At 68.7% G+C, this 19,739-nt stretch carries 19 protein-coding genes; 9 read left to right on the top strand and 10 right to left on the bottom strand.

Annotated elements, in window-relative coordinates; translation table 11 throughout:
• The first annotated feature begins 277 nt into the window (after window positions 1-277).
• The 3 genes from ACFU8W_RS34015 to ACFU8W_RS34005 all read left to right on the top strand — a co-directional run bounded on the left by ACFU8W_RS34015 (window position 278) and on the right by ACFU8W_RS34005 (window position 3,903).
• Window positions 278-1,906, top strand: coding sequence for an IS200/IS605 family accessory protein TnpB-related protein (locus ACFU8W_RS34015; protein ID WP_384045565.1), 1,629 nt, complete (start codon window positions 278-280; stop codon window positions 1,904-1,906).
• Window positions 1,907-2,349: 443 nt separating this feature from the next.
• On the top strand, window positions 2,350-2,481 hold the full coding sequence (locus tag ACFU8W_RS34010; protein ID WP_345510958.1) for a hypothetical protein: 132 nt from the start codon (window positions 2,350-2,352) through the stop codon (window positions 2,479-2,481).
• Window positions 2,482-2,826: 345 nt separating this feature from the next.
• Window positions 2,827-3,903, top strand: coding sequence for a glycerophosphodiester phosphodiesterase family protein (locus ACFU8W_RS34005; protein WP_384045562.1), 1,077 nt, complete (start codon window positions 2,827-2,829; stop codon window positions 3,901-3,903).
• 277 nt (window positions 3,904-4,180) lie between these two features.
• On the opposite strand, the gene ACFU8W_RS34000 is transcribed toward ACFU8W_RS34005, so the two are convergent.
• Together ACFU8W_RS34000 and ACFU8W_RS33995 are read right to left on the bottom strand one after the other, a co-directional pair.
• The gene (locus tag ACFU8W_RS34000) at window positions 4,181-5,200 is read right to left on the bottom strand and encodes an LLM class flavin-dependent oxidoreductase (protein WP_345510960.1); all 1,020 of its coding nucleotides are present in this window, start codon (window positions 5,198-5,200) and stop codon (window positions 4,181-4,183) included.
• A 194-nt stretch (window positions 5,201-5,394) separates the two neighbouring features.
• Window positions 5,395-5,961, bottom strand: a complete 567-nt coding sequence (locus ACFU8W_RS33995) for an isochorismatase family protein (protein WP_384045556.1) — start codon at window positions 5,959-5,961, stop codon at window positions 5,395-5,397.
• 112 nt (window positions 5,962-6,073) lie between these two features.
• On the opposite strand from ACFU8W_RS33995, the gene ACFU8W_RS33990 reads away from it, so the two are divergent.
• On the top strand, window positions 6,074-6,199 hold the full coding sequence (locus tag ACFU8W_RS33990; RefSeq protein WP_384045553.1) for a hypothetical protein: 126 nt from the start codon (window positions 6,074-6,076) through the stop codon (window positions 6,197-6,199).
• Between the two features lie 199 nt (window positions 6,200-6,398).
• Here the strand turns inward: ACFU8W_RS33990 and ACFU8W_RS33985 are convergent, their stop codons facing one another.
• The gene (locus tag ACFU8W_RS33985; protein WP_384045550.1) at window positions 6,399-6,764 is read right to left on the bottom strand and encodes a hypothetical protein; all 366 of its coding nucleotides are present in this window, start codon (window positions 6,762-6,764) and stop codon (window positions 6,399-6,401) included.
• Window positions 6,765-6,800: 36 nt separating this feature from the next.
• Here ACFU8W_RS33985 and ACFU8W_RS33980 point away from each other — a divergent pair, with 36 nt between their 5' ends.
• Window positions 6,801-7,580: a PP2C family protein-serine/threonine phosphatase gene (locus ACFU8W_RS33980; protein WP_384045547.1), complete on the top strand. Its 780-nt coding sequence runs from the start codon at window positions 6,801-6,803 to the stop codon at window positions 7,578-7,580.
• Window positions 7,581-7,814: 234 nt separating this feature from the next.
• On the opposite strand, the gene ACFU8W_RS33975 is transcribed toward ACFU8W_RS33980, so the two are convergent.
• From ACFU8W_RS33975 to ACFU8W_RS33965, 3 genes are all read right to left on the bottom strand, one after another.
• Window positions 7,815-8,864, bottom strand: a complete 1,050-nt coding sequence (locus tag ACFU8W_RS33975) for a PP2C family protein-serine/threonine phosphatase (RefSeq protein WP_384045544.1) — start codon at window positions 8,862-8,864, stop codon at window positions 7,815-7,817.
• 209 nt (window positions 8,865-9,073) lie between these two features.
• On the bottom strand, window positions 9,074-11,446 hold the full coding sequence (locus ACFU8W_RS33970) for a SpoIIE family protein phosphatase (protein ID WP_384045541.1): 2,373 nt from the start codon (window positions 11,444-11,446) through the stop codon (window positions 9,074-9,076).
• Window positions 11,447-11,882: 436 nt separating this feature from the next.
• Entirely contained in the window at window positions 11,883-12,548 is a 666-nt protein-coding gene (locus tag ACFU8W_RS33965; protein ID WP_384045538.1) for a TetR/AcrR family transcriptional regulator, read from the bottom strand.
• 72 nt (window positions 12,549-12,620) lie between these two features.
• Here ACFU8W_RS33965 and ACFU8W_RS33960 point away from each other — a divergent pair, with 72 nt between their 5' ends.
• Window positions 12,621-13,451 (top strand): class I SAM-dependent methyltransferase, encoded by an 831-nt coding sequence (locus ACFU8W_RS33960; protein WP_384045535.1) that lies wholly within the window; start codon window positions 12,621-12,623, stop codon window positions 13,449-13,451.
• 407 nt (window positions 13,452-13,858) lie between these two features.
• Here ACFU8W_RS33960 and ACFU8W_RS33955 read toward each other — a convergent pair whose 3' ends face one another.
• Window positions 13,859-14,695, bottom strand: a complete 837-nt coding sequence (locus ACFU8W_RS33955) for an alpha/beta fold hydrolase (RefSeq protein WP_384045532.1) — start codon at window positions 14,693-14,695, stop codon at window positions 13,859-13,861.
• Window positions 14,696-14,776: 81 nt separating this feature from the next.
• Entirely contained in the window at window positions 14,777-15,529 is a 753-nt protein-coding gene (locus ACFU8W_RS33950) for an alpha/beta hydrolase (protein ID WP_384045529.1), read from the bottom strand.
• 598 nt (window positions 15,530-16,127) lie between these two features.
• Between ACFU8W_RS33950 and ACFU8W_RS33945 the strand changes: the two genes are divergently transcribed.
• The gene (locus ACFU8W_RS33945; RefSeq protein ID WP_384045526.1) at window positions 16,128-16,883 is read left to right on the top strand and encodes a dienelactone hydrolase family protein; all 756 of its coding nucleotides are present in this window, start codon (window positions 16,128-16,130) and stop codon (window positions 16,881-16,883) included.
• Between the two features lie 277 nt (window positions 16,884-17,160).
• Here ACFU8W_RS33945 and ACFU8W_RS33940 read toward each other — a convergent pair whose 3' ends face one another.
• Complete coding sequence (locus tag ACFU8W_RS33940; protein ID WP_384045522.1) at window positions 17,161-17,619, bottom strand: Lrp/AsnC family transcriptional regulator; 459 nt, start codon at window positions 17,617-17,619, stop codon at window positions 17,161-17,163.
• 176 nt (window positions 17,620-17,795) lie between these two features.
• On the opposite strand from ACFU8W_RS33940, the gene ACFU8W_RS33935 reads away from it, so the two are divergent.
• Window positions 17,796-18,440 carry an AzlC family ABC transporter permease gene (locus ACFU8W_RS33935; RefSeq protein ID WP_384045644.1) on the top strand — a complete coding sequence of 215 codons (645 nt, stop codon included), beginning with the start codon at window positions 17,796-17,798 and terminating at the stop codon, window positions 18,438-18,440.
• Entirely contained in the window at window positions 18,433-18,762 is a 330-nt protein-coding gene (locus tag ACFU8W_RS33930; RefSeq protein ID WP_384045516.1) for a branched-chain amino acid transporter permease, read from the top strand. Before ACFU8W_RS33935 ends, ACFU8W_RS33930 begins: the two co-directional genes overlap by 8 nt.
• 413 nt (window positions 18,763-19,175) lie before the next feature.
• On the opposite strand, the gene ACFU8W_RS33925 is transcribed toward ACFU8W_RS33930, so the two are convergent.
• Window positions 19,176-19,448 (bottom strand): DUF6225 family protein, encoded by a 273-nt coding sequence (locus ACFU8W_RS33925; RefSeq protein WP_266989368.1) that lies wholly within the window; start codon window positions 19,446-19,448, stop codon window positions 19,176-19,178.
• Window positions 19,449-19,739: the final 291 nt, after the last annotated feature.

The following is a 19,739-nucleotide window of genomic DNA, read 5'->3' as shown; positions in this document are numbered from 1 at the left end:
CCGACGGGTCTCGACCGTTCCCGTTGCCGCCCATGAGGAACCGCACCCGGAAGTTGAACACTGCCCGACCGCCGAGAGGGGCTCCTGGTCCGCAAGGGGTTGTGAGCTGCTGTCGGTTTGCTGAGCTGAAGTGAGTGGTGGTGAGCGGGAGTGGGTCCTGTCGGTGGGTTTGTGGGGGGTGGGAACGGGGGTTCCGGGGTCGAATGGGTGACCTTCGGCGGCTGTTGCTCGTTGGGCTGGGTGACGGGTGTCCGGCCTTGCGGGAGGGGGTGGCGCGGTGGGTGGTGTGCGGGAGTTGGCCGTGCCCTTCGTGGTGCCGGGGCCTTGCGGGGTGGCAGTCCGGGACCGTCTGGGGCACCTCACTCCCCGGGACGAGATGGTGCTGCGTGCGGTCGGTGAGCATCAGGGTGCGCTGGCTTCCCGTGATCTCAAGGCCCGCTGTGCGGACGGTCTGGAGCACGGCGCGGACACCTGGGCGGCGCGTAAGCGGGAGCTGACCGGGGTGTCGTCGTCGCGGATCGCGGGGGCGATCACCAAGGCCACGCACGACCAGTGGGCGCTCGCGCGCCGTTGCCAGGCCGCGCACATGAAGACGCTGGAGGCCGGGATCAACATGCTGCGGCACCGGCTGTCCCTCCCGGTCGGGGAGAAGGGCACCAAGCGCGCGGCGGGTGGCTACCGGTCGAAGAGCGAGTGGTTCCGCAAGTCTCGCCGTCTCGTGATGCTGGAAGACCGGCAGGCCGCTGCTGTTGCCGACCGGCAGGCCGGACGGGTGCGGGTGGTACGGGGCGGCAGACGTCTGTTCAACACCCGCCACCATCTCGCCCAGGCCCGGCTCACCGAGGGCCAGTGGCGGGAACGCTGGGAGGCGGAGCGCTGGTTCATCGCGGCGGACGGTGAGTCGGGGAAGCGGTTCGGGAACGAGACGATCCGCGTCACCCCGGACGGCGAAGTGTCCATCAGACTGCCTGCCCCGCTCGCGCACCTGGCCAACGCCGGGCACGGCCGGTACGTCCTCGCCTCCCGGATCGCGTTTGCGCACCGGGGCCAGGAGTGGGCCGACCGCATCGCGGCGAACCGGGCCGTCGCCTACCGCATCCACCTCGACACCCAGCGCGGCCGCTGGTACCTCACCGCGTCCTGGCAGCGCCCCGCCATCCCGACCATGACGCTGTCCGCCGCCCGCGCCCGGGGCATGATCGGTGTCGACACCAACGCCGACCACTTCGCCGCCTACCGGCTCGACCGGCACGGCAACCCCATGGGCGACCCGCGCCGCTTCGGCTTCGACCTGTCCGGGACCGCCGGTCACCGCGACGCCCAGCTCCGCCACGCGCTGACCCGGCTGATCCACTGGGCCGAGCAGGTCGGGGTCGCGGCGATCGGCATCGAAGACCTCGACTTCACCACCGAGAAGACCCGGGAGAAGCACGGCCGCCGCAAACGGTTCCGGCAGCTCATCTCCGGCATCCCGACCGGCAGGCTCAAGGCCCGGCTCGTCTCGATGGCCGCCGAACACGGCCTGAGCATGGTCGCGGTCGACCCCGCCTACACCTCCCGGTGGGGTGCCCAGCACTGGCAGAAGCCGCTGGTCACCCCCCGCCGCACCATGTCCCGTCACGATGCCGCGGGCATCGCGATCGGACGACGCGCCCTCGGGCACCCGATCCGGCGTCGGACGGCACCGCCCCCGCACGACCGGAGTGATCGTGCGGGGCATCGGACCGCCCAGGCCGGACCAGGCGCCCGGGGGCGTGAGGGAACCCGCCCACCCACAACGGACCGGCCCCCCGCAGGGCCGTCACCGAACGGGACGCGAAAGCGGGAACCCAGCGCATCCAACACCGTTCGGGATGCGCCCAGCACGCAACAGTGGGTCCAAGACCCACTCATGCGCACTGGTTAGGAACGGTCCAGAGGACCCTGCTCATGGACGGTGGACACGAGCCGACCGTTCCTGAGCAGTGAGCGGGAGTGTGTCCGCGCACTGGCACGCCCCGAACGGTCTTGGGCGCACTGGTCCCCGGCGTACTCGACCCCGAGGCAGCGACACGCATCCTGTGCGTGGTCCGATCCCGGGAGGCCAGTTCCCTGGGCGACCTGGCCAAGTGGGTGCGGCCAGAGGCGACGGGGAGGCCCTGAACCATCACTCCGGTGAAGCAGGGGCCCCGCACGCTGGCACCGCACCCGGCGTCCCAAGATCGCACGGCGACGTTACCCCGGCCACCCCAGGGCACCGCAAGCCCACGACCCGGCCATCACACGATCGAGCTAAACCGACCTTATGCGCGCTTCCCTGCGACCAGTTGCCAACCCCGCCGTGGACGTCGGATCGTAGGATGGTTGACCATGGGAGACGCTCCGCACGAGGTCGACGCATGGCGCCAGGGGCGCAACCCGCAGCGCCGGAAAATCGGGGTGCTCGGCTGGGCCTTGCTGGTCCTGCTGATAGTCGCGCTGTTCACCCTGGGGCCGCGCTGACTCATGACCCCGCGATGAGGCCGGCCCAGCACAGCAAGGCCCACCTCACCTGAGGCACGATCACGCTCATGACCCAGCGCCCGATCGGGAATTCCCAAGGCCCGATCAGGCTTGGCGGCTGGTGGGAAAGCGATGCCTTGTCGAAGGGGACGCGGGTCAGCCGCCGCTCGGACAGTGACCTCGACGGCGTGGGCGGCCTCCCGTGCGGTGGGGCGGTTCGCTGCGGTGCCCGGTGAACAACAGTTCCCCGGGCATTCACGGTGCCCTAACGTCTGGGCTCCGTACGGGCTGGAACTGCGGCTTAGCGTCACAGGGTCCAGTTCGTCCGATGCACATGAGGTTCACATGTCCCTCCGGCATGCAGTTGCCGCGCTGGCCGTCGTACCCGCGCTCGTGGTCCCCGCGACGGCCCACGCGGCCACGACTCACAACGGCCACGTCCCGCCCCAGCAGACCCACTTCGACCTCCAGGCCCACCGCGGCGGCATCGGTATGACCACCGAGGAGTCCCTGGAGGGCTTCGCCAAGGCCCTGCGCCTCGGAGTGACCACCTTGGAGCTGGACACCCAGATCACCAAGGACCAGAAGGTCGTCGTCAACCACGACCGGCAGATCAGTGCCCAGAAGTGCAAGGACACCGGGCCGGTGACGCCGGGCGACCCGATGTACCCGTACGTCGGGAAGTACATCAAGGACCTGACGCTGGCCCAGATCAAGACAATGGACTGCGGCTACCAGCAGCTGCCCGGCTTTCCCGAGCAGGAGCAGGTCAAGGGCTTCCGGATGGTGGAGCTCAAGGACGTCCTCGATCTCGTGAAGAGTTACAACGCCAAGCAGGTCAAGCTCAACATCGAGACCAAGGTCGAGGCGGGCGCGCCGGAGCAGACTGCGCCGCGCGAGCTGTTCGTCCGCCGCGTCCACGAGGAGATCCACCGCTCGGGGATCGAGCGGCAGGTCACCATCCAGTCCTTCGACTGGGGCGCGCTGAAGGAGATGCACAAGCTCGCGCCGTCCTACCCGCTGGTGGCGCTGACCAACTACGACTTCCTTCAGGTCGGCAAGCCCGGCGCCTCCCCATGGCTGGGAGGCATCGACGCCGACGACTACGACGGCGACTTCGTCAAGGCGGCCTCGGCTGTCCCGGGTGTCACCGCGCTCTCCCCGAATTACGGCTTCCCGCAGAACGGCACCGTCGCGGACCCGAACTTCCGCTTCTACCCCGACGAGAAGATGATCTCCGAGGCTCATGCCCGCGGCCTGAAGGTCATCCCGTGGACCTGTGACGACAAGGCCACGATCGAGGCGCTGATGGACATGGGCGTCGACGGCATCATCACCAACTACCCCAACCACGTGCGGGAGATCATGGCCGAACGAGGCATGCGCCTGCCCAAGGCCTACCCCGCGCCGCACGACCACTGACGAGTGGCGGCGCGCCACAGGCACGTACCGTCCCCGGAGCACCGTTTGCTTCGGGGACGTACGCCGTTATGGGGGCGTGAGCCGTTACAGGGGAATGGCGCCGCTGTTCAGCACAGGGCGGCCACCGCGTTCTGTGCCGGGACCGAGCCTTGGCGAGCCGATTCCTGCGGCAGGTGCTTGCCGGCAATGGCCGTGTGCAGCACGGACAGGACGCCCCGGCACACTCGTCGGCGCTCGGTTCACGATTCCGGTGTCAGGGCTCTGTACGTACCGGGCCTCAGGAGCCGGGCCGCCAGCCCAGGGCCGGCCCGAGAACGGTGGAGATGTCGGTGAGGATCTGGACGTAGTCGTCGTGATCGAAGGTGAACGGCAGAGCGAACGCGACCTCGTCGACCTCCCGGAAGGCGGCGTCCGCGTAGAGCTTTTCGGCGATCTCGGCGGAGGGCCCGACGAGATCGGGCGCGAACATCATGCGCGCCGGTCCCTGCGGCTGGGCGGTACGCGGCAGTCGCGTGCGGGCGTACTCCTCGTACTTCGCGCGCTGCTCCGGCGAGGCGGAATCGGTCGGAATGACGACGAGCCCCTGCGAGACCCGGGCGCGGTCGCCGTCGGGGTGATGGGCGCGGAACGTCCGGATGTGCGAGAGCTGGATCTCGCCGAAGTCCTCGGACTTCTCCGCCTTCACGACGCTGCTGGTGAGGAAGTTCATGCCATGCGCACCCGCCCACTCGGCCGATCGCAGGCTGGCGCCGCCGTACCACATACGGCTGCCCAGGCCGGCGGACTGCGGCTGGACGCGGTCGGAGAACACCTCGAAGCCCTCGACGCCGCTGAAGTCGGTCGCGGGTGCGCCGCGCACGAAGTCCAGCAGCCGCCGGACCCGCTCGTAGCTGAAGTCCTCGGCATCGGCGGTGCCGGGGTAGAGCGCCTCCTGCACTTTGGCGAAGTGCATCGGCGGGCCCACGCTGACCCCCGGATTGAGGCGGCCCCCGGACAGGATGTCGACCGTCGCCAGATCCTCGGCCAGACGCAGGGGGTTCTCCCAGCCCAGCGGAATGACCGCGGTGCCCAGCTGGATACGACTGGTGCGTTGGGAGGCCGCTGCCAACAGGGCGACGGGGGAGGAGATGCCGTACTGCAGATGCCGGTGCCGCACCCACGCACTGTCGAAGCCCAGCCGCTCACCCAGCTCGATGATCTCCAGCGTCGACTCGTGCCCGCGACGGGGCTCAGCGGGGTCGAACAACCCGATGGTCAGGAACCCCAACTTCCGCAAGGGTTCGGAGATCGGCGGCACAGGGTCCCTCCGTCGTCCACGGCAGGCGCGAATCACCCACGGGTTCGACAACGTCGGTGCGGGAACGGGCATTCCGAGTCGGGCGGGCGGTTCGATCCCGCGGACGAAGTCGGTGATCGCCAGGTTCGGCCCCGCGCGCGCACCAGTGGCACTCGGGCCTTGAGGCCGGTGACGGTGAAGGCAGGCGCCTCGTCTCAGGCGCCGGCCTTCACAGCGAAATCGACGTCTGCGGTGTTGACCGTGCCCGCGGTCCGGCCGGGAGCCGTGTGGTATTTCCAGTACAGGTTCGTGTGGGCGATGATCTTGTCGGGTGTCGGCGCTCCGTACTGAGACAAGTCCTCCGTGGTGTGGGCGTCGCCGACCAGCGTCGCGTCGTAGCCGCGGGTGATCGCGCCGTGGAGCGTCGAGCGGATGCACTCGTCGGTCTGCGCGCCGGCGACGAAGAGTCGGCTGATGCCGCGCGCGGCGAGTACCGACTCCAAGTCGGTCTCTTCGAAGGAGTCGGCGTACGCCTTCTGCACCAAGGGCTCGGAATCGCGCCGCACGAGTTCGGGCACGTACTGCCAGCTCTCGCTGTCCCGGAGCAGCTCGTCGCTGTTGTGCTGTACCCAGACAACGTCGATGCCGGCGTCGCGCGCCTTGTCGACCAGGGTGCCGATGTTGGCAACGATGCCGTCCCGGGCGTACGCCTCGCCCACGACGCCGTTCTGCACGTCTATGACGAGCAGGGCGGTGTTCGGCCGGTTGACGAGCGTGCTCACGGTGCCTCCCGGCACATGGGGATCGGGGTCTCGACGATGCTATGCCAGTTCGGGCGTGTAGCCGGGGTGTTGCCGAACTTCAGTGGCAAAAGGCCGAGGATTCCGCACCGCCATGCGTTGTCTGCCGGCCTGTGGCGGCGGTATCGCGATCGACGCCGCCTGCGCCGCCGTCGTGGTGGTGCTGCGCAGGCAGTTGCACGGCCCGCGCGGTGCAGAGTTCGGGTGGCACCCTGGGTGAGCGCGGCCGCGCAGGGAGTCAGTGCGTCAGAAGAGCGTGCCGCGCCTTCGGAGTGGGGGCCGGAGCCTTCGCTGCCATTTCCGTCGGACAAGCTGATCTGCGGTCCTTCACATGGGCGTCGTGGGCGCTGCGTTTGTCACGGGCGGACCGTGAAGGGATGCGGTATGCCTGAAGTGTGGATTCCTGGAGCAGTCGCTTGTCACTGCACCAGCACGGACCGTACTCGAAGGCACTGCTGGCCGTGCCGTTCGGTCTGGTTGGCCTGGTGACCGCCGTCGACGTCCTGGTGCCGCCTGAGGTCCACCTCGGTCCGTTCCTCGTCGCGGCGCCGGCCGTGACGGCCTCGTTCGCCGGTCTCCGCATGACTGCTTTCGTCGGTGCGGTTGCCGTACTTGCACAGGCGCTGGTAGCTGTCATGCGCACCAACTTCACCGACCTCAATCACACCTACCAGATCATCGCGCTCTTCCTGATCTCGGCGTTCGCCGCCTTCCTCGCCGGTCTGAGGGAGCGAAGCGATCAGCGGCTCAATCAGCTGCGCTCGGTCGCCGAGGCGGCCCAGCACGTGGTGATGCGCCCCCTGCCCGTACGGAGCGGTCCCTTGCACATTGCCTCGGTCTACCTGGCTGCAGAGGACGAGGCGCAGCTGGGCGGCGACCTGTATGCGCAGGCACGCGCCGGCGACGGAACCCGGATGATCGTCGGAGATGTGCGAGGCAAGGGCCTCGATGCCATCGGCGAGGCTGCCGATGTGCTCGGTGCTTTTCGTGCACTGGCCCACAAGGACACCGAGTTGCCCGAACTGGCGGCTCTCCTGGACACGGGTGTCGCGGCCAATACGGCTGACACACACCAGGAGCGGGCAGAGACTGCTGACGGGTCGGAGACGTTTGTCACCGCAGTGGTGATCGAAATCCCTGACGCATCTTGCGAGATCCACCTGATCAGTTGCGGACATCCGCCGCCTCTTCTGCTCCGTGGCGACCTGGTGATTCCGCTGGAGGCACGAGAGCCTTCGCCGCCTCTGGGACTCGGAAATCTGCTGGCCGCGACCTCCACGACCGACACGTTCCCATTCGATGTCGGTGACGTCCTGCTCCTGTACACCGATGGTGTCATCGAAGCCCGTGACCCTTCAGGAGCCTTCTACTCCTTGCCGCAAGCGGTCTCCGCCTGCCGCTCCAAGAATCCGGAATCCCTGCTGGCGCACCTGAAGGTCGATCTTCAGCGTCATGCAGGCGGTCACCTGAGCGACGATGCGGCCATGGTCGCCATCGAACGCCTGGACGTGACGGCCGCGCCCGAGGTCGTGAGGCGCCGCCCTGACGACAGGCAGCAACCGGATCAGGTAACTCCTGGGTGGACGGAATTCGATCACTGAGCCTTCTCCGACCGAGGTTTTGCGTAGGCGAATGGAATCGCTGCACAACAACGAAGCTCCTGGTGGACGGGTTCTCGACCAAGATCACCAATATCTGTCGGCAGCTTCGTGTGCCGGCTGGACCGCAGCACGAGTGTGGGCCGAGCTCCACCGCGTCCGGTCCACACTCGCCCAGGTCGCCCATGCCCTCGGGGTCGCCCTCACCCACAGGGCCGCCACTGCGGCAGGTGCCCGCTAAGCGGGACCGATGTCTTCGGTGGCGGGAGTTTTCGGGCGGCGTACGGCGAGGGCCGAGATGTCGTCGTTGAGGTTTCCGTTGCTGTGCCGGAGGAGAGCCCCGTGCAGCCGGTCGATCAACTCACGGGGCGTGTCTGGGCTTTGCCGCCGCATCCAGTCAGGCAGCGGGAAGAACTCGCCGGTACGGTCCCGGGTCTCCGTGACACCGTCGGTGTAGAGCAGCAGTTGGTCGCCCGGGGCGAAGGCGACGGTTTCGATGCTGTAGTCGTCACCGAGAAGCGCCGCGAGGTTGAGGGGCGGCGAGGGGGTGGAGGGGTCCAGGACGCGGATCTCCCCGTGGTGCATGAGCAGCGGCGGGGGGTGCCCGCAGTTGAGGAGCCTGACGTGGCCGGCGCCGTGCGGGATCTCGGCGAGCAGGGCGGTGGCGAAGCGCTCCGGCAGGTCCTGGGAGGGGTGCGCGGCGCTGTGGCGGGCAGTGCTGGTCTCCAGGCGGTGGATGATGCCTCTCAGGTCGGGCTCGTCGTACGCGGCCTCCCTGAAGCAGTTGACCACCGCCGAGGCTGCCCCTACCGCGGACAGGCCCTTGCCGCGTACGTCGCCGATGAGCAGCCGGACCCCGTACCGTGTGTCGGCCGCCTCGTAGAAGTCGCCGCCGATCCTGGCCTGCGCCTGGGCCGCCAGATAGAGCGACTCGATCTCGACTCCCCCGATGCTGCGTGGCAGGGGGCGCAGCAACACCTTCTGCGCTGTGTCGGCGACGATGCGGATGTGGAAGAGCGCCTCCTCCCGCTGGATTCTGATGTGGCTTGAGTATGCGGCCGCTGCGGTGACCGCGACGATCGCAGCCCCTGTGTACGCCGTCCCCAGGTCGGCGTAGATGAGGCTGAGACCGATCATGATCACTAGGCAGAGTGCCCCCAGCAGGGCAGTGGGGAGCACGGGCCAGAAGGAGGCGGCGAGAGCGGGGGCGGCGGGCAGGAGGCGACTGAAGGCGACCTCTCTCGGTGTGGCGAACGCCAGGCCGGCGATGAAGGCAGTCAGGATCACTGGTGACAGCAGCGCAGATTCCCACCGGCCGCCGTAGCGAGGAGGACGGCGTCGCAGCCGTTGGAGCGTGATCACAAAACGCAGCATATCCGGGCAAACTTCCACCGACCTCCGACGGACGGGGCAGACCGTTCTCCCAGCGGCCAGTCGCTGTGCGAGGCCCGTGTCTCCGGGCCGGCCGACGTGCCCCCCTCATCGGTACCACGCACCTACACGGGAAGGGGTTGCTCGGCCCAGATGGTCTTGCCTGTGCCGGTATGCCGCATTCCCCAGCGCTCGGTGAGCTGGGCGACCAGCATGAGGCCTCGTCCACCCTCGTCAAAGATGCGGGCACGGCGCAGGTGCGGTGCGGTGCTGCTGGCGTCGGAGACCTCGCAGATCAATGTCCTTTCCTTGATCAGCCGCAGCTGAATCGGCGCGGCAGCGTAGCGGATCGCGTTGGTCACCAGCTCGCTGACCACGAGTTCGGTGACGTAGACCAGGTCGTCCAGCCCCCAGGCGTGGAGTTGGGCGGTCGTCCGAGAGCGGGCTTCGGCCACAAAGGCCGGATCGGCGGGAAGGTCCCAGACGGCGATGTGCCCGCTGTCCAGGGCGCGGGTACGGGCGATGAGCAGCGCGACATCATCGGCGGGCCGCTCGGCGAGCAGAGCATCGAGCACGTGGTCGCAGGTGGTCTCCAAGGACGGAGCCATGTCGGCGAGGGCCGTGCGCAGAGCATGCAGGCCGGCGTCGACATCGCGATGGCGCGCCAGGACTAGGCCGTCGGTATAGAGGGACAGGAGACTGCCTTCGGGCAGTTCGCGTTCAACGGATTCGAAGGGCAGCCCGCCCAGGCCGAGCGGCGGGCCGGTGGGCAGTTCGAGGATCTCCACCTTGCCGTCAGGGGTCACCACAGCGGGCCAGAGGTGGCCGGCGCTGGCGAGTGAGCACTTGCGGGAGGTGGGGTCGTAGACCGCGTACAGGCAGGTGGCTCCGAGTTCTCCGAAGGGCGCCTCGGCTCCGGACTCGGGGCCGGATCCGAGCCGGACGACGAGGTCGTCCAGATGCGCAAGCAGCTCGTCCGGAGCCAGATCGACGTCGGCGAGGGCGCGTACGGCGGTGCGAAGGCGCCCCATGGCGGCGGAGGCGTGGATCCCGTGACCGACCACATCGCCGACAACGAGGGCGACGCGGGCGCCGGAGAGCGGGATCACGTCGAACCAGTCACCGCCGACACCGACCTTCGAGTCTGCGGGCAAATAGCGGCTGGCCACGTCGACAGCGGACTGCTCGGGAATCCCCTGCGGCAGAAGGCTGTGCTGGAGGGCCAGAGTCGTGGTGTGTTCGCGCGTGTAGCGGCGGGCGTTGTCGAGGCAGACTGCGGCGCGCGCCACAAGCTCCTCGGCGATCTGCAGGTCGTCCTGCCCGTACGGCCCGGCGGACGGATCCAGACGGACGAAGAGCACAACGCCGAGGTTGGTGCCGCGGCCGCGCAGCGGCACCGTCATCAGCGAGTGCGCGCCGTGCCGACTCACCCAGGCGGTTCGGTCCGGGTCGTGGGCCAGCCAGCGGGTGATCTCGGGCTCGCCGATCTGGTGCACGGTGCCGCGACCGGTGGTCAGGCAGCGAGCAACCGGCGAGAACTCCGGGTAGCGGGACGACGCGCCGACCGTGACGACGGCCTTCACGTCGGGGCGGACGGCTGCGCGCCGCAGCAGCAAGGGACCGTGGAGGGGGACCGCCGGAGGCTCCTCGCCGTGCAGCACGGCGTCGAGGAGATCGACCGAGACGAAGTCCGAGAGGGCGGGCACGGCCACGTCGGCCAGTTCCTGGGCGGTGCGGGCCACGTCCAGGCTGCTGCCGATACGCCTGCTGGCGTCATCGAGCAGCGCCAGGCGTTCGCGGGCCGCGAACTGTTCGGAGAAGTCGAGGGCGGCCAACTGCACGCCGTGCACCAGCCCGAGGGAGTCCTTGAGCGGGGTGAAGTGGATGATCCAGGGGTGAGCTTGGGGCTCTCCCGGCACCTTGACGTAGTTCTCGATGTGCTCGGACTCACCGGTCCGCAACACGCGATCGAGAGCCCGTTCCGGGGCCCGGAAGCCAGGATCGGACATGTGCTCGGTGATCCGGAGCCCGCGAAGATCCTCCTCCGAGGCGGCGAGCTGCTTGGTCATGGGTTTGTTGGCCCGCAGGAGCCGGCCCTCGGTGTCGTAGATCGCCAGGGCGAACGGGGACTGGTAGAACGACCAGCAGAGCAGAGGGTCCGTGGCGCGGTCCGCCTCCTCCGCCGCCGGGACGCCCTCCAGCAGCCAACTGGCTCGCCCGTCACCCGTGGGCAGCGGACGCGCCCGCAACCGGCACTCGACCGCGCTGCCGTCCCGGTGGCGGAGTACCACCTGCCCGGTCCAGTCCTCCTGCCGATCCCAACGCTCACGAACGCCGATGGGGAGGGGCGATTCAAGCAGCGCCGCCGCTTGCCGGCCGACGGCCTCATCGGCGGAGTATCCGAGCAACTGTTCCGCACCGGTGCTCCAGCTGGTCAGCGTCCCATCCGGAGCCGCCATGGCAAGAGCCGAGGCGGAGGTGAGGGAGTCACGAGGCATGCTCGCCGGTGTGTCCATGGCTGTCCATCCCGCCTTCGAGTCCACTGCTGATTCAAGGATCTCTCGGTCCTGCCGTGAGATCGCGTCAAACAGGGCCGCACGTGCCGGGCGCGGAGAATCGGACTCCGGGGAACCCGGAGAGTCGAACGACGGTGACCATCCGTAGCGGTTGCCGACAGGCGATCGACGGCCGGTATCGCGCTGACCAGCGCGCGAGCCGATGCGGCCGTGCCGCGCCCGCTCCGCGGCGTCGGGCAGGACGGCGGGTTGAGTGCCCTCCGCCGGACGTGTCGCGCTTCCACTCCCGCGGGAGCCCCCGGCGGAGGCTCCCGCGGGCCGCTTTCGCCGGCGGGGATCACGGGCCAAAGGTTTTGGCCTTGTTCACGAGCTGGTGAAAGACGGCTCACCCTCGCCCGTGACGGCCTCCTGGCTGGACCTATGGGACCTCGTCGGCATCGGCGACGACGGCCACGTCGTGGTCGACCCCTTGCTGCTGGGCGGTTGGCAGCAGCGGTTCTCGCACGACGCCGGCGATGACCGTGGCCACGACCTTGTGGACGGCTCCGGCCTCCGGCGGGGCGCTTTCCCGGTCGGCGAAGAGCAGGTGTCCGGCGCCGATCAGCGTGGGGGCGAGTGTGCAGACGTCGGCGTCGGGCGCGATGCGTCCCCGTTCACGCTCGATGGTGAGGTAGGAGGCGATCATGGTCGTGGCTTCCGCCAGGATCGGCACGCCGGTCGGAGTGGCCTGGCGCAGCCGGGCTCGCAGGTCATCCCGCGAGATGACGAGGCCGACGATCGCCACGGCGACCGACTCGAACAGGGTTGTCAGCGCGCCGGTGAGGTTGCCGGCCACGGTGTCGGCCCCGGCGGAGTTGCGCAAGGCGGAGGCCTGGTTGTCGATCCGGGCGATGCGGTTCAGTACAAGCTCGGCGAGGAAGGTGTCGAAGTCGGCGAAGTGCCGGTGCAGGACGCCCTTGGCGCAGCCTGCCTCCGTGGTGACCGCCCGGCTGGTCAGCGCGTTCGGCCCGTCCCGGAGCAGGACACGCTCGGCGGCGTCGAACAGTTGCTCGCGCGCGTTGCGGATGGCTACCCCTGTCGGCACCGTGCGTCTCTTCCTTCGCTCGCTGGGCCTGCCCGGTTGACGCGTGGGCATGTGCCCACTAGTAATGGGCACATGCCCACTATACCGTCGGCTCGAGCGTGTCCTTCCGGGAGCGAGCCTCATCAGTACCGGCAGGCAGCGGAGTCGTTCGGCACGGACGCCGAACGGTACGACCGGGCCCGGCTCCGCTATCCCGACGCCATGGTGGACCGGATCGTCGCCGGCAGCCCGGGCCCCGACGTCCTCGACGTCGGCTGTGGTACCGGAATCGCCGCCCGGCAGTTCCAGGCAGCCGGCTGCAGGGTGCTCGGGGTCGAGCCCGACGCGCGGATGGCCGACCTGGCACGGCGTCTCGAGGTCGAGGTTGACGTAGCAACGTTTGAAGACTGGGATCCGGTCGGCCGGTCATTCGACGCGGTCGTCGCCGGCCAGGCCTGGCACTGGATCGACCACCTCGCCGGGGCGGCCAAGGCCGCTCAAGTGCTGCGCCCCGGCGGACGGCTGGCGGCATTTTGGAACGTCTTTCAGCTTCCGCCCGTCGTGGCGGAAGCCGTCGCCACGGTCTGCCGCCGGGTGATGCCCGACTCGCCGTTCAACTTCCAGGCGGTGACGAGGCCGGCCCTGGACGGGTATCAGGTGCTGTTCACCAAGGCCGCGGACGGGATCCGCGAGGTGTGCGGGTTCAGCGAACCGGAGCAGTGGCGATTCGACTGGGAGTGGTCCTACACCCGGGACACGTGGCTGGACCAGATGCCTACCCAGGGTGCCTTCACCCGGCTCCCGTCGGACAGGCTGGCGGAGGTGCTGGAGGGTGTCGGGGCGGCCATCGACTCGATGGGCGGCAGCTTCACGATGCGTTATGCCACGGTGGCGGTCTCCGTGGTGCGAACCGGCGCCGCCTGAACCGGCTCTACGGCCTGTCCTCGGCCGGCGGGGAGGCCGGCCCGGACCAGGGTCCGGTCGGCCGGGGCTGCCGGGCCCGGGCCGGCCCGGTGGCACCTCCGGCGGGCCGGTCCGGGCCCGGCCTCTGCATCGACACCCGCGGCGCCGGCCACCGCAACGAGAGGCGGCGCGGCGAGTTCGAAAAGCAGCGGGCCGCCGCCTGGGCGGCCGGTCACCAGCCTCACCGGCGCGAGCCACGGATCACCCGGCTCCGGGATCGGAATCAATGACTCACCCCCCAACTCGCCTGCATTCAGATCGAGTTCGACCAGCCCGAACAGGGCCACCAGATCGCCCTGTTGGTCCTGGCGTCCCAGAACGACGAGCTCCAACGGCTCCACCGGGAGCTACGGCGACGACGCGGTCGCCTACCCCAGGAACGCCTCGGTGATCGCCACGAACCGGTCGGCGTCGTCGAGCCACGGGAAGTGCCCGGCTCCGGCCTGAACGACGAGTTCGGCGTGCGGAAACAGACCGGCGAACTCGGCCATCGTGCGAGGAGGGGCACCCGGATCGACCTCTCCGGCGAGCAGGAGCACCGGCGAGGCGAACCGGGCGAGCGCGGCGCGGGTGGCGTCCGGATCGAAAGCGCCCTCGGCACCGAAGGCAGCCACGACCTCCATGTTCATCTGCTCGCCCCCAGCAGCCTGATGGGCCTGAGCCACCTCGTCCCAACGGCCATAGGAAAACGGTGCTATGGCCTTCCAGGCGTCGCTGGTGGTCCTGCCCGCCACTATCGCCTCCAAGGCCGCGAACGCCGCCGGGAACCACGGCTCGTCCCGGCGGAGCTGAGCAGTCTCGCGCCGAAGGTCGCCTGTGATCGTGAAGTCGACGGCCCGGACGCTCGGCGTGATCAGCGCCAGCTTGCTGACGCGTTGCGGATGGCGGCCCACGTACAGTGCTGCCAGATTCGCGCCGGCGCAGTGTGCGAGCAGGTCCATCTGGTCCAGGCCGAGGTGCTCGCGCAGGGCTTCCAGGTCGTCGACGAGTCGGTCGCAGCGGCAGGAGGCGACGTCCTCCGGCATCTCCGACCGGCCGGTTCCCCGGAGATCCAGCCTGATCAGTTGCCGGTGCGTGGAAAGGCCACCGAGGTCGCCGAGGTATACGGAGTCCGTCGGTCCTCCGGGCAGGCAGACCACGGGATATCCGTCGCCGAAAACATGGTAAGCAAGCTTGGTTCCGTCAAATGCGGAGAAGGCGGGCATGGCAAAGGTCCTTTCAGCAGTGTTTCGGAGAAAAACGCCGAAGCGGTACGTCGGCTTGATCCACGCAGGTCAGTGGCGTGCCTACGGGGCGTCGTGGTCTCGGACGAGATGACGTGCGAAGAAGCGCTGTGGGCTCTCCGGCTCGAACGCGGGGATGCCCGCGTTGCGGCCCGGGTTGGTGTGGAGCGGCTTCTCACGGGAAGCGAAGGCGTCGAAGAGCGCGAGGCCGGAATCGCGCGGCACCGGCTCGTCGTCCCACTGCAGCAGAGACTCGACCGGGACGGTGACCTGTGCCGCCGCCTCGGGCAGGGTTTCGTGGCCCGCGCAGCCGAAGACGGTGGCGGTGATCCTCGGTTCGGCTGCGGCCAAGGGCACGCCGATCGCGCTGCCCAGTGACACGCCCCGGAACCCCACCCGTCCGCTTGCGTCGACGTGGTCAAGGTCTTGAAGGGCGTCCAGGGTGGACTGCCACTCCGGAACGGCACGCGCCGCCGGCGAGGTGTTGTGCCGGGTGATGAGCGGGCCGATGGGCTCGCCGGCGGGCATCCGTTCCTTTCTGCCTGCCGCGAACTGCTCGTCCAGCTCGGTTCTTTGGCGGTCGCCGTGTCCGGGCGCGTCGATGGCCGTCACCGCGAAGCAGCAGCGAGTCACGTAACAGTGGGCCCGGGCCACGAGGTCCTGCGCGCTCTTGTGCCGGCCGCCGCCGTGGCCCAGCAGCACCAGGGGGCGCCTGCGGGTGGCACCGATGGGTGACCTGAGCAGACCTGAGATGCCGTCATGGGTGAACGGACGTTCCGAGACGCCGTTCGAGGTCGTCTCCGAGGTGGCGTACATGGGTTCGTGGCCTTTCGGGATGCCTACGGGCGCTCCCGGGGCCACCTATATCAGATGAACCGCACAGCCGCGGGGGAGGAGAGCACCCAGCTTGATACAGCGTTAATGGGTCTCACCTCCTCGGTCGGTCATGTGCACGGCGACGCTATCAGGCCTGGGGCCGGGGGAACAGACCAAGAGTGGAGCCGGTCGCCGCCGCACCCTGACCCGGCGCTGAGCAAGGCGGTGCCGGATCCGACCAGTTGAACCGGGGTTCGCCCAACAGGGCTGTCATCTCGGGAAGCGCTGCCACCACGGGATTCCTTCCAGCACGTCGAGCCGATGCCGGTCTTGGAGTTGACCGCAGTACAGGAGACAGTCTCCTCGACCCCCTGGGGTCCGTACATGGTCGTCCCCACCTGAACGGTGGCAGGAACGGCATCGGATCCGGGCGGGGCGGAGCCTCGGCTCCGCCCCGCCCAAGACCCCCGGCAGCAGTTCCCCGTCGGAGACGACCTGATGGGTACCGGCTGCCGCATCCATGTGGTGTCCGATAATGAGCACGGGTCACCCGCAGCAGCGCCCCTACTGAGTCAAGACAGAAAGAAGAGAAGCGCCGATGACTGCCGTGCACGGAACAGCGGTAAATATTCCCACCCCGGATGGCTCGGCCGACGCATACCTGGCTCATCCCGACGATGGCAGCCCCCATGCCGCTGTCCTGCTCTACATGGACGCCTTCGGGCTGCGCCCGCACCTGGAGACGATGGCTGACCGCCTTGCCGGGGCCGGCTACACCGTGCTGGTCCCCAACGTCTTCTACCGTCATGGCCGCGCCCCGGTGGTGGAGCTTCCCGACTTCATCGACCCCGTCCAGCGCCCCGACATCTTCCAGCGCATCGTCCCCATCATGCGGTCACTCACCCCCGAACTGGCGATGCGTGACGCCGACGCCTACCTGCGCTGGTTGGCTGCTTGCCCACAGGCCACCGACGGCCCGGTCGGCGTCACCGGCTACTGCATGGGTGCAGGCCTGGCCCTGCGTACCGCAGGCACCTACCCGGACCGCGTCGCCGCCATCGCCGGCTTCCACGGCGGGCAACTGGCCCCCGACACCCCCGACAGCCCGCACCTACTCGCCGACCGCATCACCGCCGAGGCGTACTTCGGACACGCCGATCAGGACCAGGCAATGCCCCCCGAGCAGATCGACCGCCTCGAGAAGGCACTCACGGCAGCTGGTGTCCGCCACCAGGGCGAGGTCTACCGAGGCGCGCACCACGGTTACACCCAGGCCGACACCGCCGCCTACAACCCCGATGCAGCCGAACGTCACTGGACGGCACTTCTGGACCTTCTCACCCGTACGCTCTGACCGACCCCGGCTCCTGGGGGGACACCTGGTCACTGGTGTCGGACCCGTCGTCCGGGCGGATCGCCCGGCCGATGCCCGTCGTCCACCACCGTTCAGTCCCGCGTGCCCGACGGCACACGCGCAAGGAGTGCACACACGTGTACTCCCAATTTGCGAGTCGATCGCAACGATCCACCGCAGAGCCCCAAGACCGGCTGGGAACTGCACGGGTACCGCCATTTCGCCCTGACCCACATCGGTGAGCAGGGCGCCTCCCGGCCGATGCTGATGGCTGCTGTCAGGGGCTGGTCTTGATCTTCTTCATGGTCAGGTGAGATTCGAGGCGGAGGACGCAGGGCAGGCCGCTGAGCTTGCCGGTGAGGAAGGCCTCGTAGGCGGCGTGGTCGGCAACGGCGACGCGGATGAAGTAGTCGGGGCGGCCGAACATGCGACGGAACTCGATGACCTCCTCGTAGGACGCCACGGTGTCCTCGAACTCCTCAAAGGTCTTGCGGTCGGTGGCACTGACCTCGACGTCGATGAGGACTTCCAGCCCGCGGTCGAGGGCTTCGGGGTCGATGACGGCCCGGTATCCGGTGATGACACCGAGCTCCTCCAGCCGCTTGACCCGGCGCAGGCACGGCGGCGGGGTCAGGCCGACTCGTTTGGCCAGTTCGACATTGGTCAGCCGCCCGTCCTGACTCAGATGAAACAAGATTTCACTGTCGATGCGATCAACATGCACTTCATTGCTCATAAGTGGATCGTAGAGCCATTTTCAGCAACCATATAAGGCGGATTTTGTCCTAAAGTTTCCACATGGGAATACTTCCGCCCGTTGCCGTTGATCCTTCTCGGCCTGCCGCCGCGTCCCGGACCCCCGCTCCGCGCCCGACGCCTGCGGCTCTGGCCGCGTTCAAGGACTCCACCTCCGTGGGCCTGGGGCTGGCGCCGCTCGGCCTCGCCTTCGGGGTGCTCGTCACCCAGTCCGGCCTGGCCTGGTGGTGGGCGAGCGCGTTCACCGCCCTCATCTACGCCGGATCGTTCGAGTTCCTGCTCGTCGGCCTGGTCGCCGCCGTCGCACCGCTGGGGACGGTCGCCCTGACCGCCTTCCTGGTGAACATCCGGCACGTCTTCTACACGTTGTCCTTCCCCCTGCATCGCGTGAGCGGGCGCCTCGCGAAGGCCTACAGCACCTTCGCCCTGACCGACGAGGCCTACGCCCTGACCACCAGCGAGCAGGCCCGCTCCTGGCCCGGCCGCCGCATCCTGTGGCTCCAGCTGTACATGCATCTGTACTGGGTCGGCGGCGCCACCGCCGGCGGACTGCTCGGCTCGCTCATCCCCGACAGCGTCACCGGTCTGGAGTTCGCCCTCACTGCCCTGTTCACCGTCCTGGCTCTCGATGCGATCAGGGACCGGCGCGATGACCTGCCCACTCCCGTCCTTGCGCTGCTCAGCGCACTTGTCGCCCGTCTCCTCTTCCCTGGCCAGATGATGCTGGCGGCCTTCGTCCTGTTCACCGCTGCCCTTCTGACCCGGCACCTCACCGCCCGCACGAGGACCCGCCATGCCTGACACCCCCTATTTGATCGGCGCAGTCGCCATTTCCGCCGCCGTCACCTGGGCCTTGCGCGCCCTGCCCTTCGCGGTCCTGGCCCCCCTGCGCGCCAGCAGCACCGTCCAGTACCTCAGCGCCCGCATGCCGGCCGGCGTCATGGTGATCCTGCTCGCCTACTGCCTGCGCGACCTCCCTCTGACGGAAGTACGCGCCATCGCCCCGCTGGCGGCCCTGGCCGTCACCATCGGCCTGCACCTGTGGCGACGCAACGCCCTGCTGAGCATCCTGGGTGGCACCACCGTCCACGTGGTCCTCGCCAGCACCCTCTTCGCACACTGACCGGGCCCGGCCACCCGCGTCCATCAGCAGGGCAGCAGGCCCGGGGTGGCGATCACCGGACCGCCACCTTGGCCCGACATCGTGGCAGCGGTGCCGGAGGGGGGTTCCGCGTTGTTCCTTCCGGAAGGAGTAGAGCTGCCCGGCCCGGCCGTGCGGTTGTTCCACGCATCGCCGAGTGGGCGGCGCCATGCGCTGTTGGGCGTTGAAACAGGGGAGCCAGTGACGAGGCGCCGCCCAGGGTGCGGAGCTCCTCCTACGGGACAGCCCTTAGGGCCCGGATCTCTTCGGTGGCCGCGTAGGCAATGGTCTGCGGTGAACGCTCAGGTCCACGGGGGACTGCTCCTGCGATGCGGGCGCGGCCGGCGAATACTGCAGCGACGACTGACAGTCCGGTGGACCTGAGCGTGACCGGTTCAGTCGAGAAGGTCGTACCTGTCCGGCTCCCAGTCGGCGAACAGGGTCAGCGCCTTCTCCGTCTCGGTGCGTTCTGGAGTGGTCGCGGTAGCCGGCCACCAGTTCTCCACCTGATGGGCGTCCACGAGGACGAAGCCGCGGTAACCGTCGAAGTCGCCGGGGTCGCTTGCCACACCGATATGGATGGGTGCGTCATCGGGTAGATCTTTGAGGGCGTCGCGCAGCTGTGCGGCGTTCCAGATTTGGGGGGTGTGCTCGAAGGTGTCGGCCATGCGCACAGGTTGCCGGAGAGGGTTGTCCAACTGGGGGAGACACGACCGCTTGGAGGGCGAAAGCGCTGATCCGGTGCAAGGGTAGGTCAAAGAACGGATCACCCCCCGGGAGACAGGAAGATGGGGCGCCGGTCAGAAATGTGGCACAGGCCGCAAACGGCCCCGCACGGCAGGGAAGATCCAATTTCGGGCGTCACACCAGGTCAATACGCCGCAGTGCCAGTCCATCGTAAGGACTTCGTCGCCGCTGGGACGGTCGCACGGTTCGTCCAACTGGAGTTGGGCAGGTTC

It is taken from the genome of Streptomyces sp. NPDC057565, from assembly GCF_042801455.1.
Taxonomy (GTDB): domain Bacteria; phylum Actinomycetota; class Actinomycetes; order Streptomycetales; family Streptomycetaceae; genus Streptomyces; species Streptomyces yanii.
This window is presented reverse-complemented; position numbering and strand designations above follow the sequence as displayed.

Excerpts from the sequence above, each read along its gene's own strand:
- ACFU8W_RS34010 (WP_345510958.1), top strand. The coding sequence starts at position 2,350 with ATGGGAGACGCTCCGCACGAGGTCGACGCATGGCGCCAGGGGCGCAAC.
- ACFU8W_RS34005 (WP_384045562.1), top strand. The coding sequence starts at position 2,827 with ATGTCCCTCCGGCATGCAGTTGCCGCGCTGGCCGTCGTACCCGCGCTC.
- ACFU8W_RS33990 (WP_384045553.1), top strand. The coding sequence starts at position 6,074 with ATGCGTTGTCTGCCGGCCTGTGGCGGCGGTATCGCGATCGACGCCGCC.
- ACFU8W_RS33970 (WP_384045541.1), bottom strand. The coding sequence starts at position 11,446 with ATGCCTCGTGACTCCCTCACCTCCGCCTCGGCTCTTGCCATGGCGGCT.
- ACFU8W_RS33960 (WP_384045535.1), top strand. The coding sequence starts at position 12,621 with ATGCCCACTATACCGTCGGCTCGAGCGTGTCCTTCCGGGAGCGAGCCT.
- ACFU8W_RS33955 (WP_384045532.1), bottom strand. The coding sequence starts at position 14,695 with ATGCCCGCCTTCTCCGCATTTGACGGAACCAAGCTTGCTTACCATGTT.
- ACFU8W_RS33950 (WP_384045529.1), bottom strand. The coding sequence starts at position 15,529 with ATGTACGCCACCTCGGAGACGACCTCGAACGGCGTCTCGGAACGTCCG.
- ACFU8W_RS33945 (WP_384045526.1), top strand. The coding sequence starts at position 16,128 with ATGACTGCCGTGCACGGAACAGCGGTAAATATTCCCACCCCGGATGGC.
- ACFU8W_RS33940 (WP_384045522.1), bottom strand. The coding sequence starts at position 17,619 with ATGAGCAATGAAGTGCATGTTGATCGCATCGACAGTGAAATCTTGTTT.
- ACFU8W_RS33930 (WP_384045516.1), top strand. The coding sequence starts at position 18,433 with ATGCCTGACACCCCCTATTTGATCGGCGCAGTCGCCATTTCCGCCGCC.
- ACFU8W_RS33925 (WP_266989368.1), bottom strand. The coding sequence starts at position 19,448 with ATGGCCGACACCTTCGAGCACACCCCCCAAATCTGGAACGCCGCACAG.